This is a genomic window from Xanthomarina arctica (genome assembly GCF_014638915.1).
Lineage (GTDB): Bacteria > Bacteroidota > Bacteroidia > Flavobacteriales > Flavobacteriaceae > Xanthomarina > Xanthomarina arctica.
The window spans coordinates 218,207-235,707 of the sequence record NZ_BMFQ01000001.1 but is presented as its reverse complement, the minus strand read 5'-3'; the positions used below and the strand labels follow the sequence as shown (position 1 = coordinate 235,707).

Annotated in this window: 20 protein-coding genes; 19 read left to right on the top strand and 1 reads right to left on the bottom strand. The window is 32.5% G+C overall.

From position 1 onward, the window contains the following. The first annotated feature begins 23 nt into the window (after nt 1–23). The 19 genes from gcvH (at nt 24) to tsaB (ending at nt 16,668) form a co-directional block, all read left to right on the top strand. Nucleotides 24–404 carry a glycine cleavage system protein GcvH gene (gene gcvH / locus IEV77_RS01090; RefSeq protein WP_188461015.1) on the top strand — a complete coding sequence of 127 codons (381 nt, stop codon included), beginning with the start codon at nt 24–26 and terminating at the stop codon, nt 402–404. After that, complete coding sequence (locus IEV77_RS01085; RefSeq protein WP_188461013.1) at nt 397–777, top strand: VanZ family protein; 381 nt, start codon at nt 397–399, stop codon at nt 775–777. The genes gcvH and IEV77_RS01085 overlap by 8 nt, the downstream gene beginning before the upstream one ends. Nucleotides 778–837: 60 nt before the next feature. Then, nucleotides 838–1,557: an energy transducer TonB gene (locus IEV77_RS01080; RefSeq protein ID WP_188461011.1), complete on the top strand. Its 720-nt coding sequence runs from the start codon at nt 838–840 to the stop codon at nt 1,555–1,557. A gap of 120 nt (nt 1,558–1,677) precedes the next feature. Beyond that, nucleotides 1,678–2,466, top strand: a complete 789-nt coding sequence (locus tag IEV77_RS01075) for an energy transducer TonB (protein ID WP_188461009.1) — start codon at nt 1,678–1,680, stop codon at nt 2,464–2,466. A 114-nt stretch (nt 2,467–2,580) separates the two neighbouring features. Continuing rightward, nucleotides 2,581–4,695: a gliding motility outer membrane protein RemB gene (gene remB, locus IEV77_RS01070; protein ID WP_188461008.1), complete on the top strand. Its 2,115-nt coding sequence runs from the start codon at nt 2,581–2,583 to the stop codon at nt 4,693–4,695. Between the two features lie 63 nt (nt 4,696–4,758). Beyond that, nucleotides 4,759–5,652, top strand: a complete 894-nt coding sequence (gene cyoE / locus IEV77_RS01065) for a heme o synthase (RefSeq protein WP_188461006.1) — start codon at nt 4,759–4,761, stop codon at nt 5,650–5,652. A 3-nt stretch (nt 5,653–5,655) separates the two neighbouring features. Further along, nucleotides 5,656–6,237, top strand: a complete 582-nt coding sequence (locus IEV77_RS01060; RefSeq protein ID WP_188461004.1) for a cytochrome c oxidase subunit 3 — start codon at nt 5,656–5,658, stop codon at nt 6,235–6,237. 141 nt (nt 6,238–6,378) lie between these two features. Beyond that, the gene (locus IEV77_RS01055) at nt 6,379–7,356 is read left to right on the top strand and encodes a cytochrome c oxidase subunit 3 (protein ID WP_188461002.1); all 978 of its coding nucleotides are present in this window, start codon (nt 6,379–6,381) and stop codon (nt 7,354–7,356) included. 56 nt (nt 7,357–7,412) lie between these two features. Beyond that, entirely contained in the window at nt 7,413–7,793 is a 381-nt protein-coding gene (locus IEV77_RS01050) for a cytochrome C oxidase subunit IV family protein (protein WP_188461000.1), read from the top strand. A 146-nt stretch (nt 7,794–7,939) separates the two neighbouring features. After that, the gene (locus IEV77_RS01045; protein WP_188460998.1) at nt 7,940–8,662 is read left to right on the top strand and encodes a thioredoxin domain-containing protein; all 723 of its coding nucleotides are present in this window, start codon (nt 7,940–7,942) and stop codon (nt 8,660–8,662) included. Continuing rightward, entirely contained in the window at nt 8,652–9,398 is a 747-nt protein-coding gene (locus tag IEV77_RS01040) for an SCO family protein (protein ID WP_188460996.1), read from the top strand. The genes IEV77_RS01045 and IEV77_RS01040 overlap by 11 nt, the downstream gene beginning before the upstream one ends. Further along, nucleotides 9,391–9,936: a DUF420 domain-containing protein gene (locus tag IEV77_RS01035; protein WP_188460993.1), complete on the top strand. Its 546-nt coding sequence runs from the start codon at nt 9,391–9,393 to the stop codon at nt 9,934–9,936. Before IEV77_RS01040 ends, IEV77_RS01035 begins: the two co-directional genes overlap by 8 nt. 10 nt (nt 9,937–9,946) lie before the next feature. Then, nucleotides 9,947–10,174, top strand: a complete 228-nt coding sequence (locus tag IEV77_RS01030) for a CAMCR motif-containing small membrane protein (RefSeq protein WP_188460991.1) — start codon at nt 9,947–9,949, stop codon at nt 10,172–10,174. Nucleotides 10,175–10,254: 80 nt separating this feature from the next. Continuing rightward, on the top strand, nt 10,255–10,956 hold the full coding sequence (locus IEV77_RS01025; protein WP_188460989.1) for an ABC transporter ATP-binding protein: 702 nt from the start codon (nt 10,255–10,257) through the stop codon (nt 10,954–10,956). After that, nucleotides 10,949–12,178 (top strand): ABC transporter permease, encoded by a 1,230-nt coding sequence (locus IEV77_RS01020; protein WP_188460987.1) that lies wholly within the window; start codon nt 10,949–10,951, stop codon nt 12,176–12,178. Before IEV77_RS01025 ends, IEV77_RS01020 begins: the two co-directional genes overlap by 8 nt. Before the next feature lies 1 nt (nt 12,179). Then, entirely contained in the window at nt 12,180–13,424 is a 1,245-nt protein-coding gene (locus IEV77_RS01015; protein WP_188460985.1) for an ABC transporter permease, read from the top strand. Nucleotides 13,425–13,498: 74 nt separating this feature from the next. After that, nucleotides 13,499–14,614, top strand: a complete 1,116-nt coding sequence (locus tag IEV77_RS01010) for an efflux RND transporter periplasmic adaptor subunit (protein WP_188460983.1) — start codon at nt 13,499–13,501, stop codon at nt 14,612–14,614. Continuing rightward, nucleotides 14,607–15,986, top strand: coding sequence for a TolC family protein (locus tag IEV77_RS01005; protein WP_188460982.1), 1,380 nt, complete (start codon nt 14,607–14,609; stop codon nt 15,984–15,986). The genes IEV77_RS01010 and IEV77_RS01005 overlap by 8 nt, the downstream gene beginning before the upstream one ends. A 4-nt stretch (nt 15,987–15,990) precedes the next feature. After that, a complete protein-coding gene (tsaB, locus tag IEV77_RS01000) occupies nt 15,991–16,668 on the top strand; it encodes a tRNA (adenosine(37)-N6)-threonylcarbamoyltransferase complex dimerization subunit type 1 TsaB (protein WP_188460980.1) in 678 nt (225 codons plus the stop codon). A gap of 1 nt (nt 16,669) precedes the next feature. Here tsaB and IEV77_RS00995 read toward each other — a convergent pair whose 3' ends face one another. Continuing rightward, nucleotides 16,670–17,482, bottom strand: a complete 813-nt coding sequence (locus tag IEV77_RS00995; RefSeq protein WP_188460978.1) for a mechanosensitive ion channel family protein — start codon at nt 17,480–17,482, stop codon at nt 16,670–16,672. Nucleotides 17,483–17,501 lie beyond the last annotated feature (19 nt).

The window sequence follows — 17,501 nt, the reverse complement described above, 5'->3', positions numbered from 1 at the left end:
TGCGAAAACAAATACAATATAAAATGAATATTCCATCAAATTTAAAGTACACAAAAGATCACGAGTGGGTTAGTATAGAAGGTGATGTTGCAACTATTGGTGTAACAGATTTTGCTCAAAGCGAATTAGGAGATATCGTTTACGTAGAAGTAGAAACAGTAGATGAAACTCTTGATGCAGATGAGATTTTTGGAACTGTAGAAGCAGTAAAAACTGTTTCAGACCTTTTCCTTCCTCTTTCTGGAGAAATTATCGAGTTTAACGAGTCTCTAGAAGACGAACCAGAAAAAGTAAATAGCGATCCTTATGGAGAGGGTTGGATGATTAAAGTAAAATGTTCAGACTTATCTCAAGTAGATGGGTTAATGAGTGCTGAAGCTTACAAAGAATTGATTGGTGCTTAAAAAAAAGGCCTTATTAATTTCATTAACTTACAGCATCGTTTTACTAACGGTAAGTTTAGCGAAACTAGATTTAGGATCTGTTGAAGACATTGTGCCATCATTTAGTGATAAAATATTTCATTTCTTAGCTTATATTTTATTTACTTATCTTTGGTTTAACACATTCGCTTTCAAATTTAATTTTAGTGAAAGAAAAAGCATTTTAAGTAGCATTTTTCTTTCAGTTGCTTTTGGTATAATTATTGAAGTATTACAAATGCTGGTAACCACATCCAGAAGTTTTGATTTATTAGACATACTCGCAAACATCTTAGGTGTTTTATTTGCAGCCTTTCTTATAAATATCAAAATGAAAATAGACGTTAAAAAATAATAATCGTTTGCATTATTGCCAAATAAATGGTTATTTTAGCATTCAGGAAAATTTAAAATCATGGAACAAAAGAAAAATCCGAAGGCAAATGTGGGACGTAATAGCTCATTATACTTTGCTGTTGGTTTAGCGGTAATGCTATTTGTAACTTATCAGACTATCAATTTCAAGACGTATGATAAATCTGCAATCGACATTGGGCAATTAAATATGGATGAAGATTTCGAAGAAGAAATTCCAATTACGGAACAACTTCAAACACCGCCACCTCCACCGCCACCTCCTGCTGCTCCAGAAGTTATTGAAGTAGTTGAAGATGAAGAAGAAGTAGAAGAAACGGTTATTGAATCTACAGAAACAAGTCAAGAAGAAGAAATTGTTGAAGTAGAAGAAGTTCAGGTTGAAGAGGTTGAAGAGGATATTGAAGTTCCTTTTGCAGTTATTGAAAACGTTCCTGTATTTCCTGGCTGTGAGTCTGGAAATAATGAAGATAAGAAAGCTTGTATGAACGAGCAATTACAGAAATTTATTGTAAAGAAGTTTAATACAGACTTAGCAGGAGAATTAGGATTAAGTGGTATCCAAAAAATTAGTGTGTTCTTTAAAATTGATAAAACTGGTGAAATTGTAGATATTAAAGCAAGAGCACCACACCCAAGATTAGAACAAGAAGCTATCAGAGTTGTTGGTTTATTGCCTAAAATGAAACCTGGAAAACAACGTGGAAAAGCAGTAAGAGTACCTTACTACTTACCTATTAAATTCCAAGTGCAAGACTAAGCAATACTTAGACTCTTTTAAAAATATATAATCCCGTTACAATTTAGAAATTGTAACGGGATTTTTTTTGGCACGTTTATTGATTTTTTGACATAATATTAACATTTAAATTTAATTATTATGAAAAATCTACATCGAAGAAATGAGTTTGCTCAAGAAAAAGAGCCAAATGTTACAAAATCCTTAAAACATGAAGTAAGTCTAAAGTCTAATTCGACCCTCTTTTTCCAAGTCGGTATTATTCTATGTTTGCTTTTAACCTATGCTCTTTTTGAAATGACATTTAAAACAAATGAAATTGTCATAATAGATAGAACGGGAACAGAGGAGGAAGATTTTTATGTTTATAACGTTCCTATTAAAATATATAAGGAGATAGAGCAAATTGAGAAAAAGAAAAAAGAACCAGTTGTTTTCAATAACCCCGTAATTAGTGATGATGACGAACCAATAATTGAAACAAAAGATGTGGTAATGGAGCCAACTACCAACGAGCCACCAGTGGATCCAAGAAATGTAACTGTTTTAGATGTTCCAGAAGATTTACCTCCAATGAATATTATGGCAGTAGAGCAAGTTCCTATTTTCCCAGGCTGTGAAGATGCTAAAACAAATGCAGAAAGAAGACAGTGTATGTCTGATAAGATTGCGGCTCATGTTCAGAAAAAATTCAATACAGGCATTGCGGGAGATATTGGGTTAAAAGGGGAACAAAAAATTTCCGTCATGTTTAAAATCGACAAAGAGGGGAGGGTAACAGATATTAAAACGAATGCGAAACAGCCTCAATTAGATAGGGAAGCTTCAAGAGTAGTTGAAAAATTACCACAAATGACACCAGGTAAACAAAAGGATAATAATGTGGAAGTGCTTTATAGTTTGCCTATAAAGTTTAATATTATTAATTAATGATTAAAATTATTTTATATTGTTAGCCGTTAACGTCTTTGTTAACGGCTTTTTTCATTCTATCATTATTAAAAAAATAGTATCTTTCAACGCAAATTAAACTTACATATGGATATGAAGAAGTTCTTCGTAATTGTTTTTTTATTATTCCAAATTCTTTCTTACGCTCAAAACGACTTTTCTTATGAAAGGCCACCAGTGTTTTCTGAATGTGAAAGTGTTGAAATAGAACTTTTACAAAAGTGTTTTGATAATCAGGTTTTTGCTCACGTATTTAATAACTTTAAAGTTCCTGAACAGGTAACTCAAGAAAATTATAAGGGAGATGTTGTTGTGCTTTTTGAAGTGGATAAGGAAGGTGACTTCCGAGTAATTTATGTTGACGCTACCTATAATGAACTTAAAGAAGAAGCCAAACGCGTTTTTAGCGATCTTCCAAAAATAGAACCAGGAACTTATAATGGAAAACCCACTTACAAACAATATTCCATAGCTATAAAAATTCCTTTGGTTAATCAGGCTGTGGCTACTAAAGATTTATCAAAAAATGAAGATCCTACTGTAAACAAGGAATTAACTGTTTTGGAAAATGCGGCTAAAAAGCAATACGATAGCGTCAATATGAAATTGATTCCTTTCTCAAACAGAGAATATACCAGTCAATTAAATATTCCTTTAAGTAATAGTAATTATGCAAAATTCGACAGAAGCATCAATTTAGTTGGTACAAATAGTCATACAGCCTCTAAACCTTATATGTATGAAGATGTTGCTCCCTATTACGATTTTCAAGCAGCTATAGACACTTTGGCGAAAGACACTAAAACTTTTGCGGGAAGAAAACTTTGGAATGAGAGGTTGGTTCGAGTGGAAGGAAAAGACTATTGGTTTACCATAGATCCAATTTTTGATTTTGAAGTTGGTAAAGATTTTGATGCCGATTTTTCAAGTACTTATAATAATACCAGGGGAGTAAGTATTCAAGGTGGTTTGGGTAAAAAGTTTAGTTTTTATACGTCTTTTTTTGAAAGCCAAGGACGCTTCGCAGAATATTACAATCAATATGCTATATCTATAAGGGGAGCAGATGAAGCAGCCATAATACCTGGTCGTGGTATTGCTAAATCATTTAAAGATAATGGTTTTGATTATCCCGTTGCTGAGGCCTATTTGTCTTACACGCCTATCAAATTTTTAAATGTACAATTTGGACATGGTAAAAACTTTATTGGAGATGGTTATCGCTCGTTATTTATAAGTGATGTTTCAACACCACATCCATTCTTAAAATTGAACACAACCTTTTGGAAGATAAAATATACAAATACTTGGTTGTGGCTAAAAGATGTCAGACCACAAGTTGAGGTAGATGGAGCTTACAAGCAAAAATATATGGCAACTCATTTTTTAAGTTGGAATGTTTCTAAAAGATTAAATATAGGACTGTTTGAATCTGTAATTTGGACTAATTCAAACGATAGAGGGTTTGATATAAATTATTTAAACCCAATTATCTTTTTCAGAGCCATAGAATTTGAAACAGGACAAGGTGCTGGAAACGCCCTTGTGGGACTCTCTGGAAAATATAAGTTAAATGATAATATGAATGTCTATGGACAATTTATTTTAGATGAATTTTCATTGAGCGATGTCTCTGGAGGAGAGAAAAGCTGGAAAAATAAATACGGATATCAAATAGGCTTTAAGTATTATAATGCTTTTAAAGTGAAGGATTTATTATTGCAAACAGAGTATAATAGAGTTAGGCCTTATACATATTCCCATAATACGGTTATTTTAAATTATGGAAATGCCAACCAATCTATGGCGCATCTTTGGGGTGCAAATTTCAGTGAATTCGTTCTTATTGGTCGCTATCATTACAAACGTTGGTTTGGAAATGCAAAACTGGTTGTGGGAACCAAAGGGTTTGATTTTGATGAAGGAACAGATTATTATAGTTACGGGGGGAATATATATAAAGATTATAATGAAAGACCTTATGATAATAACGTAACAGTTGGACAAGGGAATAAATCCTCGACATTTTTTGCAAATCTTCAGGCAGGTTATTTAATTAACCCAGCTACTAATTTGAAGATTTTTACAGATATTACGTTTAGGAATTTTAATCCAGAAGTTCAAACGGCCAATACTATGGACAGTAATACGGTTTGGTTTAATATAGGAATTAGAACAGACCTATTTAATTGGTATTTTGATTTGTAGAATTAACTTTTCAAAGTATCTTTGCAAACGCAATATAATGCCTCAGGCAAAGCAATAATTACTTTGAGTCAAACAGTCACTTCACCGGTTAAACATTCTGTTATTTCAGATTTTAAGGAAATCACTAAAGTCCGCTTGTCGGTTAGTGTGGTTTTTTCTTCCTTGGCTGGATATCTTTTAGGTGTTGAAACTGTAGATTATACAACATTAATCCTTCTAGCATTTGGTGGTTTTTTCATGGTTGGTGCTTCCAATGCATTCAATCAAATTATTGAAAAAGACTTAGATGCCTTAATGGATAGGACTAAAGACAGGCCTATTCCTGCAGGTAGAATGAGCGTGACTACAGCTTTTATTATAGCGTCGCTTTTTACTATTTTAGGAATTGCCATATTATATAGTATCAATCCGCAAACTGCTATGTTTGGTGCTATATCTATATTTCTATACACTTGTGCATACACGCCTTTAAAAACCAAAACGCCCTTAGCAGTTTTTGTTGGAGCCATTCCTGGAGCTATTCCGTTTATGTTGGGGTGGGTTGCGGCTACTAATAACTTTGGTGTTGAACCCGGAACCTTATTTGCCATTCAATTTTTCTGGCAGTTTCCTCATTTTTGGGCCATAGGTTGGTTCTTATTTGAAGATTATAAAAAAGGAGGCTTCTTTATGTTGCCTACTGGGAAACAAGATAAAGGGACTGCCGTACAAACTATTATGTATACCATTTGGACTATCTTGGTATCTATTGTTCCTGCTTTTGGGTTTACAGGACGATTATATTTAACACCCATTTCGGCTATTATTGTATTCTTATTAGGATTAGGAATGCTTTATTACGCGATTCAATTGTATAAAAAAATGACTGTTGTGGCAGCAAAACAATTAATGTTGGCAAGTGTGTCTTACATTACCCTGTTACAAATAGTTTACGTATTAGATAAGTTTATAAGATAATTCATGGATTTAACTCAAGGTACTTTAGAAGAGAAAAATAACAGAGCAAAAAAAATGATGCTTTGGTTTGGAATCATATCATTGGTCATGTCTTTTGCTGGATGGACAAGTGCTTTTGTTGTTAGTAGTACCCGACCAGATTGGTTAAGCGATTTTCAATTACCAAATGCTTTTATAATAAGTACCATTATTCTTTTAATTAGTAGTGTAACGTTTGCATTAGCTAAAAAGGCCTTGGAAAAGAATAAAAGACAACAAACCACGCTGTTATTATTAGCGACCTTGGTACTTGGTATTGTCTTTATTATATGTCAGTTTTCAGGATTTCAGCAAATCATCGATTTAGGATATAATTTTACTGGACCAACCAGTAATATTACCATGTCTTACATCTATTTAATAGCTGTTGTACACATTTTACACGTGGTTGTTGGTCTAATTTGTTTGTTGGTGGTTATTTATAATCATTTTAAACAAAAGTATCAACCTTCAAATATGCTTGGCCTAGAGCTAGCAGCAACGTTTTGGCACTTTATAGATATACTATGGTTATATCTCTTTTTATTTTTATATTTTGTGAAATAAAAACCATTGTTTTTAAGCAATATGCTTTAATAACTGTGGCAAACCTTATTTAGAGTGTTTAAATTTTAGATAAGGAAATTTCGTTAGAAAGATAAATTGATTATTTTTGTTCAACTTTTAAATAAATACTAAACCAAATATATGAACACGACAGTTGTAAATACTGGAACAGAAGAAAAAACTTGGGGAGGAGGCAACAAGCCTTTAAACGCTAGTTATGGTAAAATGATGATGTGGTTTTTCATTCTTTCCGATGCTTTAACGTTCTGTGGATTTTTAGCAGCCTACGGATTTTCAAGATTTAAATTTCCTGAAATTTGGCCAATAGCAGACGATGTGTTTACACACGTCCCTTTTATTCATGGAAATTATCCTATGATTTTCGTGGCATTCATGACCTTTATATTAATTATGTCATCCGTAACTATGGTATTAGCTGTAGATGCTGGTCACCAAATGAATAAAGCAAAAGTAACCATTTACATGTTTTTAACCATTATTGGTGGACTTACATTCTTAGGTTCTCAGGCTTATGAATGGACAACATTTATAAAAGGAGAATATGGAGCTGTTACAACCAATGGAGGTAATATCATTCAATTTGTGGATGCAGATGGAAATCGAGTAGCTTTAAAAGATTTTGCCATTGGGCAACCTGTTGAACGTACTCAACATTTATCCAAAAATGGACTTTGGTTTAATAAAGAAAATGGATTACCTAGCTATACCATCGATGAGGTTGTTGCAGGTTTTGAAGCAAATAAAGATTTATTAGTTAAAACTACCTATTCTGATGAAAACGGACATAAAACTATTTTGTCTAGAGCAGCATCGTTACAAGAATTAAAAACCAAAGGAAAAGGTGTTGTAGAAGGTGCTAACCTTATTCACAATGAATATGGCCCACCATTATTTGCAAACTACTTCTTTTTTATTACTGGATTTCACGGTTTTCACGTATCTATTGGAGTATTGCTAAACATAATTATTTTCTTTAACGTGATTCTTGGAACCTACGAAAAAAGAGGAAGCTACGAAATGGTCGAGAAAGTTGGTTTATATTGGCACTTTGTAGATTTAGTTTGGGTATTTGTATTTACATTCTTTTACCTAGTTTAATTAAATAGAATATATTTTGTCACGATTGATATCGAGATCTAAAAAGCATTTAAAAAATGGCACACGCACATAAATTAGAAATATTTAGAGGGTTAGTTAAATTTAAATCTAACACACAAAAAATTTGGGGAGTACTTATTCTTCTATCAATTATAACTATGGTTGAAGTTATACTTGGAATATATAAGCCAGAAATGTTAATGGGACATATAGTTGGTATGAAAATATTAAACTGGATATTCATTATCTTAACTTTGGTAAAAGCTTACTATATTACTTGGGACTTTATGCACATGAGGGATGAAACAGCCGCTTTAAGAAGAATGGTTGTTTGGACTACCGTTTTTTTAATTAGCTATTTATTATTTATCCTTTTACAGGAAGGTGGTTACGTAGGAAGTGTTATTTCCAATGGTTTTATGAAACATGATTTTTAACAAGCTTTATTAAAGTTAAATAGATAAAAAAAGACGGTTTTTAAACCGTCTTTTTTTATTTTTGCAAGACAAGACTTAAAACAGATTTAAGATTTATAACCCCTGATTTTTATATCATTTAAAATCAATTTTTCATACAGCTATAAATGAATAAGAAGCTTATAAAACGTTATACGACTCTAGGAATATTGTTCTTCCTTCCAGTTATTTTCTTACTTATGTTATTTCCTGCTAAACATCATTATAATCCGTTAGATGTCGTTCATGGAAATGTAATGGATATAAATAGTTTCACTTCAGAAGATAATCAGGAAGTCCTACTTACAGAGCATATTACTATTCTTGGGTTTTTAGGCACAGACCCAATGAGTAATGCCATAGCAGCTTCAAATTTAAAAGAACTGGTTTACGATAAGTTTAAAGGCTTTAAAAAATTTCAGGTAGTTATATTGTTGCCTAATGGAACTCAAGATGATATTGAAGCACTTAAGGAAGAAATAAAATCTTACGAAGACTTAAAATACTGGCATTTTGTTTTTGGTGAAGAATCCCAAATTCAAGCGGTCTATAATAGCTTAAAATCTAGAAACTCTTTGAAAACAGATCTATCGACTCATGATGTGTTCATTATTGATAAAGACTTAAATCAACGAGGAAGACTAGACGATAGATCAGACAGCGAAAAGGAAAAAGGGAAAGAAGTATATCCTTTATATGCTTATGATTGTATAGAGGTAGCCGAAATAAAGAATAAATTAAGCGCAGACGACTTACGAGTCTTATTTCAAGAATATAGAGAAAGAAGAAAAGGGAATTTCGATTCCTCAACTAGAAGAGCTAACGATTTAAAACAAACAAATGAGCAATAAAACCAATTATTCGTACATAGGCATGGCCTTCATTATCTTGGTGTTTGGAATTATTTTTGTCCCAAAAATTATTGATAGAATTAAAAACGACGACATTACTAGAAGTGATAGAATGAGCCAAGGGCAAGACAATAATTTTGAAGACAACAACAAATTATCTTTTCTAGAAATCGATGGAGAAGCCAAAAAAGTCCCTTCCTTTAGTTTTATGGATCAAAATGGCAATACCGTTTCAAATAAGGATTATGAAGGTAAAGTATATGTTGTAGAATTTTTCTTCACTACATGTCCAACTATTTGCCCAAAAATGAATAAAAACCTAGTCGATATTCAAAATGCTTTTAAAGGAAATCCTGAATTTGGAATCGCTTCTTTTTCAATAAATCCGGATCACGATACTGCAGAAGTCTTAAAAGATTATGCTAGCCAATATGGAATTACAAATCCTAACTGGCATTTAATGACAGGAAAGAAAGATGCTATTTATACGTTGGCAAACCAAGGTTTTAATTTGTATACTGCAGAAGCGCAAGAAGTAGAAGGTGGATTTGAACATTCAGGAAATTTTGCCTTGATAGATAAAAATGGGTTTATTCGTTCTAGAATGGACGAATTTGGTAATCCACTAATTTATTACCGAGGTACGGTTTCTGAAACCGAAAAGGTGAACGACGATGGCGAAAAAGAAGAAGTTAGTTTGTTAAAAGAAGATATTAAAAAATTGCTTAATGAATAACACTAAAAATAGAGACGAAAAAAAATATAATAAATGGATTGTTATTCTATCCATTGCAATTCCTTTAGTAGTTGCAGGTCTTTTTGGTGTTAATTTACGTGATTTAGGTTTTGATGTGGAGCCATTAACCTTTTTGCCACCAATTTATGCAACCATTAATGGCTTAACAGCCTTATTACTTATTTTAGCTTTTTTTGCGATTAAAAATAAGAACGTTGTACTTCATGAAAATTTAATGACAACTGCCGTTGGTTGTTCAGCCGTGTTTTTAGTTTTATATGTTATTTATCACATGACTAGCGATTCTACTACATTTGGAGGAGAGGGTGCTATTAAATACATCTATTACTTTATATTAATAACACATATTTTACTATCTATTGTTATTATTCCTTTCGTATTAATAACTTATGTAAGAGCAATAACAGCGAATTTTGAAAAACACAAAAAAATTGCTAGAATTACTTTTCCATTGTGGTTATACGTAGCAGTTACTGGAGTTATTGTGTATCTTATGATTTCTCCATATTATGTTTAATATTTTTATTATGAAGCGCAAAATTCTTTTTTTACTGTTTACTGTTTTCTTTTTCCTGGAATCAAATGCGCAATGTGCCATGTGCCGAGCCGTATTGGAAAACGCAGAAGGCCAAGAAATGGCTGAAGGCATCAACGATGGGATTGTCTACTTAATGGCTATACCTTATGTGCTTATAGGTGGAATAGGGTTTTTTATTTATAGAAAATTTAACAAGTCAAAAAAACCAAGCCTCTAAAAAATATTTAATTTTGTTGTAACATTTTAAGGCTTATACAGTCTAACTGTTATAAAGCGATAACTAGCAACAAAAGAAATATGTTAAACATTAAGAAACTTCACAAATCCTATCCAATAGGAGACACAAGTTTACATGTATTAAAAGGAATCGACCTTTCTGTTGAAGATGGAGAAATGGTTGCTATTATGGGGTCTTCTGGATCTGGAAAATCTACCTTATTAAATATTATTGGAATGTTAGACGAGGCCGACGAGGGCGAATACATCCTCGATGGCGTTCCTATTAAAAATCTAACAGAAAAGAAAGCCGCTATTTACAGAAACAAGTTTTTAGGTTTTATTTTTCAATCCTTCAACCTCATAAATTATAAAAATGCTTTAGATAATGTGGCCTTACCGTTGTATTATCAAGGGATGAAAAGACAGGATAGAATAGAAAAAGCCTTGTTTCATTTAGAAAAAGTAGGATTAAAACCTTGGGCTCATCATTTACCAAATGAGTTATCTGGTGGTCAAAAGCAACGTGTAGCCATTGCTAGAGCTTTAGCAGCAAATCCAAAATTATTATTGGCTGATGAGCCTACAGGAGCATTAGATACTAAAACATCTTATGAGATTATGGATTTTATTCAGAGTCTTAATGATGAAGGAAAAACCATTCTAATTGTAACACACGAAGAAGATATTGCACACATGTGTAAAAGATTGGTGCGTTTAAAAGATGGTGTTATGGTAGAAGACGTTAAAGTAGAACAAGTAAGAGCCTCGCAATATGTTTGATAGAGACCTTTGGAGAGAAATATTTCAAAGTATAAATATGAACAGAACCAGAAGTGTCCTTTCTGGTTTTACTGTGGCATTTGCTATTTTGCTATTTACCATACTTTTTGGTATCGCAAATGGGTTGAATAACACCTTTGCTGAAGCTTTTTCCGATGATGCTAATAATTCTATTTTTATTCAATCTGGAACAACTACAACTGCCAGTAAAGGCTACCAAGCAGGAAGACAAATTCAATTTAAAAATAAAGATTTCGACTATATCAAAGAAACCTATGGAGATAAAGTCCAGTATATAACTTCTAGAAATTATCTAAATGTCAATGCTTCCTTTAGAAATGAAAAAGACGCTTATTCTGTAAGAGCTGTACATCCAGATCATCAATTTTTAGAAAATACCAGAATTAAAGAAGGTCGATATATCAATCAATTGGATATAGATAATAAATCTAAAGTAATTGTAATAGGAAGACTTGTAGAAGAAGATTTATTTCTTAAAACTACGGCTCTAGGCAAATATTTAAGTTTGAATGGCTTGCAATATAAAATTGTGGGAATTTTTGAAGATGATGGTGGAGATAACGAAGAACGTTTAATATACATGCCAGTAAGTACGGCACAAAGAGTATATGGGAATAATGATTATATAGATCAAATTAATTTAACCTATAATCCAGAAATGGATTTCGATAAAGCTATTTCTTTTAGTAACACACTTACAACAGATTTAAAAGATCGATTTGATGTTGCTAGTAGTGATCAAAGAGCCATTCGTGTTAGAAATCTAGCAAACGAATCGAAAACAGTAAATCAAATGACTTTTGGCTTAGGTATCATTATTTTAGTCATAGGTTTTGGAACCTTAATAGCTGGTATTGTTGGTGTCAGTAACATCATGATCTTTATTGTTAAAGAACGAACTAAAGAAATTGGCATTAGAAAAGCCCTAGGTGCTTCTCCTAAATCTATCGTTACTATCATCTTAGCAGAGTCTGTTTTAATTACGGCCATTGCAGGGTATGTAGGATTATTAATTGGCATGGCAGTCTTAAAATTTGTTGGACCAAGCTTAGAAGTTTATTTTATAAAAGACCCAAGTGTTAGCACATCATTAGTAATTGGAGCAACCATAACACTTATTGTAGCAGGAGGAATTGCTGGATATTTACCGGCTAAAAAAGCATCACTAATTAAACCAATAGTAGCCTTAAGAGACGATTAATATGTTTAAATTTTTATTTGAAAGAGATACATGGCAAGAAGTATGGGATAGTCTTAGTAAAAATAAACTAAGATCTATGCTTACTATGGTTGGTGTTTGGTGGGGAATCTTACTACTTATCGGCTTACTTGGTTCTGCTAAAGGTTTAGAAAATTCTTTTAATAGACTCTTTGGTAGTTTTGCAACCAATAGTGTTTTTGTTTGGGGACAAAGTACCAGTAAACCATTTAAAGGGTTTCAAGAGGGAAAACAAGTAAAGTTAACCCTTACAGATGCTAAATTAATTGAAGAAAACGTAGAGGGTATCGAGTTTGTTGTTCCAAGAAATCAAAATCAATCTTTAGTTGTAAGAGGTTTTTTATCCGGAAATTACAGTGTTAATGGCGATTTTCCATTGCTAGATAAAGTCCAAAAAAAGAAAATGATAGTTGGTCGCTTTATAAACCAAAGCGATATTAATGATAAAAGAAAAGTAGCCGTTATTTCAGAAGATATTTACAAGCAACTTTTTGAAAAGGACGCTGAAGTTATTGGTGAATTAATCAAAATCAATGGTATTAATTTTACAGTTGTTGGCATGTTTGAAAACGGAAATGTCAATATGGGACCAACAAGTGACATTCATATTCCATTTACAACCTTTCAACAAATTTATAATCAAGGAGACCAAATAGGTTGGATGATGCTTACCGGAAAACCTGATGCCGACATATCTCAAATCGAAGAAGATGCTAAACTTATCCTAAGAAATTTAAATCACATTCATCCAGAAGACAAACGTGCATTTGGAAGTTTTAATCTAGGGAAAGAGTTCGCTAAAATCACAGGATTTTTAGTTGGGATGCAGTTTTTAACATGGTTTGTTGGAATCGCAACTTTAATAGCAGGAGTTTTTGCTATTGGGAACATTTTACTGATAACGGTAAAAGAAAGAACCAAAGAAATTGGAGTCCGGAGAGCCTTAGGTGCAACTCCTTTTGAAATTAAGAGACAAATTGTTGTGGAAGCAGTTTCTATAACTCTTTTAGCAGGATTTTTCGGAATTATTAGTGGAGGTTGGATATTAATAGGTATCGATTCGGCCTTTGGGCAAGGAGATGAAGCAGTTATTGTAAATGCATCAGTTTCTATATCAGTCATATTTATATCTTTAATTATACTAGTTATTTTAGGAACTTTAATAGGGCTAATTCCGGCCTTTAAAGCAACCAGTATTAAACCAATCGACGCATTAAGGGAAGAATAATCAATCAAAACTAAAAATAGAATAGCTTATTTTAATAAGCTATTTGGCCAATCAAGAACAATAACAAAAATCACATGAATAAAACAGTAAAAATCATCATTGGAATTGTATTAATAATACTTTTTGTATGGGTAATTAAATATTTTAAAGATTCAAATTCAAAAGGAATTGAAGATTTTAAAGTAGAAGAGCCATTTTATACTTCAATTAAAACAAAAGTGGTTGCAACAGGAAAACTAAATCCTGAAGAAGAAATTGAATTAAAACCTCAAATTGCTGGAATTATTGACAAAATATATGTTGAAGAAGGCGATATCGTTAAAAAAGGGGACCTAATTGCTAAAATTCGTGTGGTACCAAACGAGCAAAGCTTAGCAAGTGCAAATAGTAGAACACGTACGTCAAGATTAGCTTTGGATAATGCACAAATACTATACGATAGAAACAAAGGTCTTTTCGAAAAAGGTGTTATTTCTAAACAAGATTTTGAAAATAGCGAGTTATCTTATAATCAATCCAAAGAATCTTTATCTCAAGCTCAGAACGATTATCAAATTATCAGACAAGGGTCGCTTTCTGGAGGAGGTTCAGCAAATACTAATATTGTAGCTCAAATTCCTGGTACCGTTTTAGAAATCCCTGTTCGAGAAGGAGACCAAGTTATTGAAGCTAATAGTTTTAATGCAGGAACAACTATTGCAACTATTGCAGATATGAGTAAAATGATTTTCGAAGGAAAAGTAGATGAAGCAGAGGTAGGAAAGATAGAAGAAGGGAGAGACATTATAGTGGTTCTTGGAGCATTAAATGAGCAAGAATTTCCTGCAAAATTAACTTTCGTAGCACCTAAAGGACAAGAAGAGAATGGCGCAGTTCAGTTTACAATAAAAGCTGACGTGTCTGTTACTCCATCTACAAAAATTAGAGCAGGTTATAGTGCCAATGCTGAAATAGATTTAGAAAGTAAAGACAGTGTTTTAGTAATTAAAGAAGCTTTACTTCAATTTAATAGAATAACAGAAAAACCATTTGTTGAAATTTCAAATGGGGATAGTACCTACGAGGAAGTTTATGTGGATCTAGGTATTTCAGATGGAATTAACGTTGAAATTTTAGAAGGTGTTAAAGAAGGAGATAAAATTAAAGTGTGGAATAAAGCCTCTAAAGAAAATAACGATGAAGATGAATAAAAATATATTTACTACAGTAGCTTTAACGCTGTTTATAGGATTTTCTTCCTTTGCCCAAGAAAAGTTATGGACTCTTGAGGAATGTATAAATTATGCTTTAGAGAATAATATTTCGATTAATCAAACAGCATTAAATACGGACACGGCAGAACAAGATTTAGTAACCGCTAAAGGGAATTTCTTACCTAATTTAAATGGATCCGCTTCGCAAGATTGGAATTTTGGTTCTTTTATTGGACAAGATGGTAATCGTGTTTCTGCAGATTCAAGAGGTAACAGTTTCGGTTTAAATACAGGAGTAACGTTATTTGATGGTTTTAGAAATACCAGTATTTACAAACAAGCTAAATTAGGAATTGAAACAAGTGTTTTACAATTAAATATTTTAAAAGATAATATTTCTGTCAATGTTGTTAATCAATATTTAAATATTTTACTTAATAAGGAAAACCTAAAAGTTGCCTTGGAACAAGTTGCAATAACAGAGAAACAAGTGACTCAAATAACGGACTTAGTAGATGCAGGAGTTAGACCTCGAGCAGATTTGTATGAAGTTCAAGCTCAATTAGCTAGTGATAATGAGAAACTTACCAATGTAGAGAATAGTCTAGCATTGTCGAAATTGGCGTTGGCTCAGCTTTTACAAATCTCTAATGATGGTTTTGATGTTGAAGAAATTGAATTGTCACTTCCTGCTGTTTTAATTGATCATAAAACTTCTAATGACATTTATGATTATGCACTTTTAAATAGACCAGAGATAAAAAAGGCTGAATTAGATATTGAAAATTCTGTATTGGGAATTGATATAGCTAAAAGCGCCTATTATCCTACATTAAATTTTTATGCTCGCGCAGGTACTTCCTACCAACACTATCAAGGACAAGATGATCAAAGAGTTATTTTTCCAGATCCTGAAGATCCATTATATTTTGAGGTGGTCCCTAATGGCTTCGGACAACAATTTGAAGATAATTTAGGATATGCTGTAGGTTTTAGTCTTAACGTCCCAATTTTTAATAGAATGCAAACAAAAGCTAATGTTGATAGAGCCATAATAAACAACAGACGTATTGAATATTCTTTAGATCAGGCAAAACAAGACTTGCGTTCAACCATCGAACAATCTTATGCAGATGCAAAGGCAGCTTTTAAACAATTTGAGGCTTCTCAAGTTTCATTAGAGGCTCAAAAAGTAACTTTTAAAAATGCCCAAGAAAGCTTTAATTATGGTGTTATGAATTCTTTAGAATTTGAGCAAGTTAGAAATAGGTTGGTTAATGCGGAAGCAAGTTTAATTAATGCAAAATATAATTTTGTATTTACTACCAAAGTATTAGATTTCTACCTTGGTATACCGTTAACAGATTAAACTTATGGCGCTAATTTTAAGCATAGAAACATCCACAACAAATTGCTCAGTCTCTCTTTCTAAACAAGGAGAGACTTTTGCCGTTTTAGAAGATAATAGTAAAGAATATTCTCATGCAGAGCGTTTGCATGTGTATATAGAAAGACTTTTAGATGAAAATAATGTAACTGCAAGCCAATTAGATGCTATTGCGGTAAGTAAAGGCCCTGGCTCTTACACGGGCCTAAGAATTGGTGTTTCCGCTGCAAAAGGGCTTTGTTTTGCTTTAGATAAGCCTTTAATTTCTGTTTCTACTTTAGAAGCTTTGGCTCATCAAGTTCATTTAGAAAATGGCGCCATAGTTCCAATGTTAGATGCTAGGAGAATGGAGGTGTATTCAGCAGTTTTTGATTCTAATTATAATGAAATTAGACAAGTTGAAGCTCAGATCTTAGAAGCAGATTCGTTTGTAGAATATTTAGAGAAAGGAGCTGTTTATTTTGTTGGAAATGGGGTTGAAAAAACTAAAACCATCATTAATCATACAAATGCACATTTTGTGGATGACAGTTTGCCTTCAGCAAAAGAAATGGGCCAAATAGCTTATAATAAGTACAAAAAAAGCGACACCGAAGATGTCGCTTATTTTGAACCTTATTATTTAAAAGATTTTATAGCCTTAAAGCCAAAATCTAAAAAATAGATTACTCTTTTTTATGAATTTCAACTTGATGTGGGTAAGGAATTTCTATTCCAGCAGCATCAAGAGCTTCTTTAATGTTTTCCATTGACTCAAAGTATACCGCCCAGTAATCTGCTGTTTTACACCAAGGTCTTACAGCAAAATTTATAGAACTATCTGCTAATTCAGATACATTTACAGTTGGTGCAGGATCTGAAAGAACCTTTGGGTTAGAAGTCAGTACATTCATTAAAACTTCTTTGGTTTTTTTAATGTCAGAATCGTAACCAACTCCAATAGTTAAATCAACCCTTCTAGTTCCTTCTGTTGAATAATTAACAATGTTTCCATTAGATAGGGCGCCATTTGGGATGATTATTTCCTTGTTAGACAGTCCGATTAATTTGGTTGTAAAGATTTCAATTTCTTTAACAACACCAATCTCACCTTGTGCTTCTACTAAATCCCCAATTTTAATAGGTTTAAAAATCATAATTAGTACACCTCCAGCAAAATTCCCTAAAGAACCTTGTAAAGCTAAACCAACAGCCAAACCTGCAGCCGCTAAAATGGCAGCAAATGAAGTGGTTTCAACACCTAATTGTGATAAAATAGTAAGAATTAAGAGTATTTTTAATATCCATCCTACTAAGTTTAATAAGAATTTTTGAAGGCTTATATCAAAACCTCTTTTAGTCATTACAACACGAGTACCTTTTATTAATTTCTTAATAACCCAAGAACCAATGATCCAAATAATAATAGCTCCTAATATTTTTAAGCCATATTCGGTTCCTAATTCAATTCCTCTGGTTGTCCACTTTTCAATATCCATATATATTTTTTTAATTAAG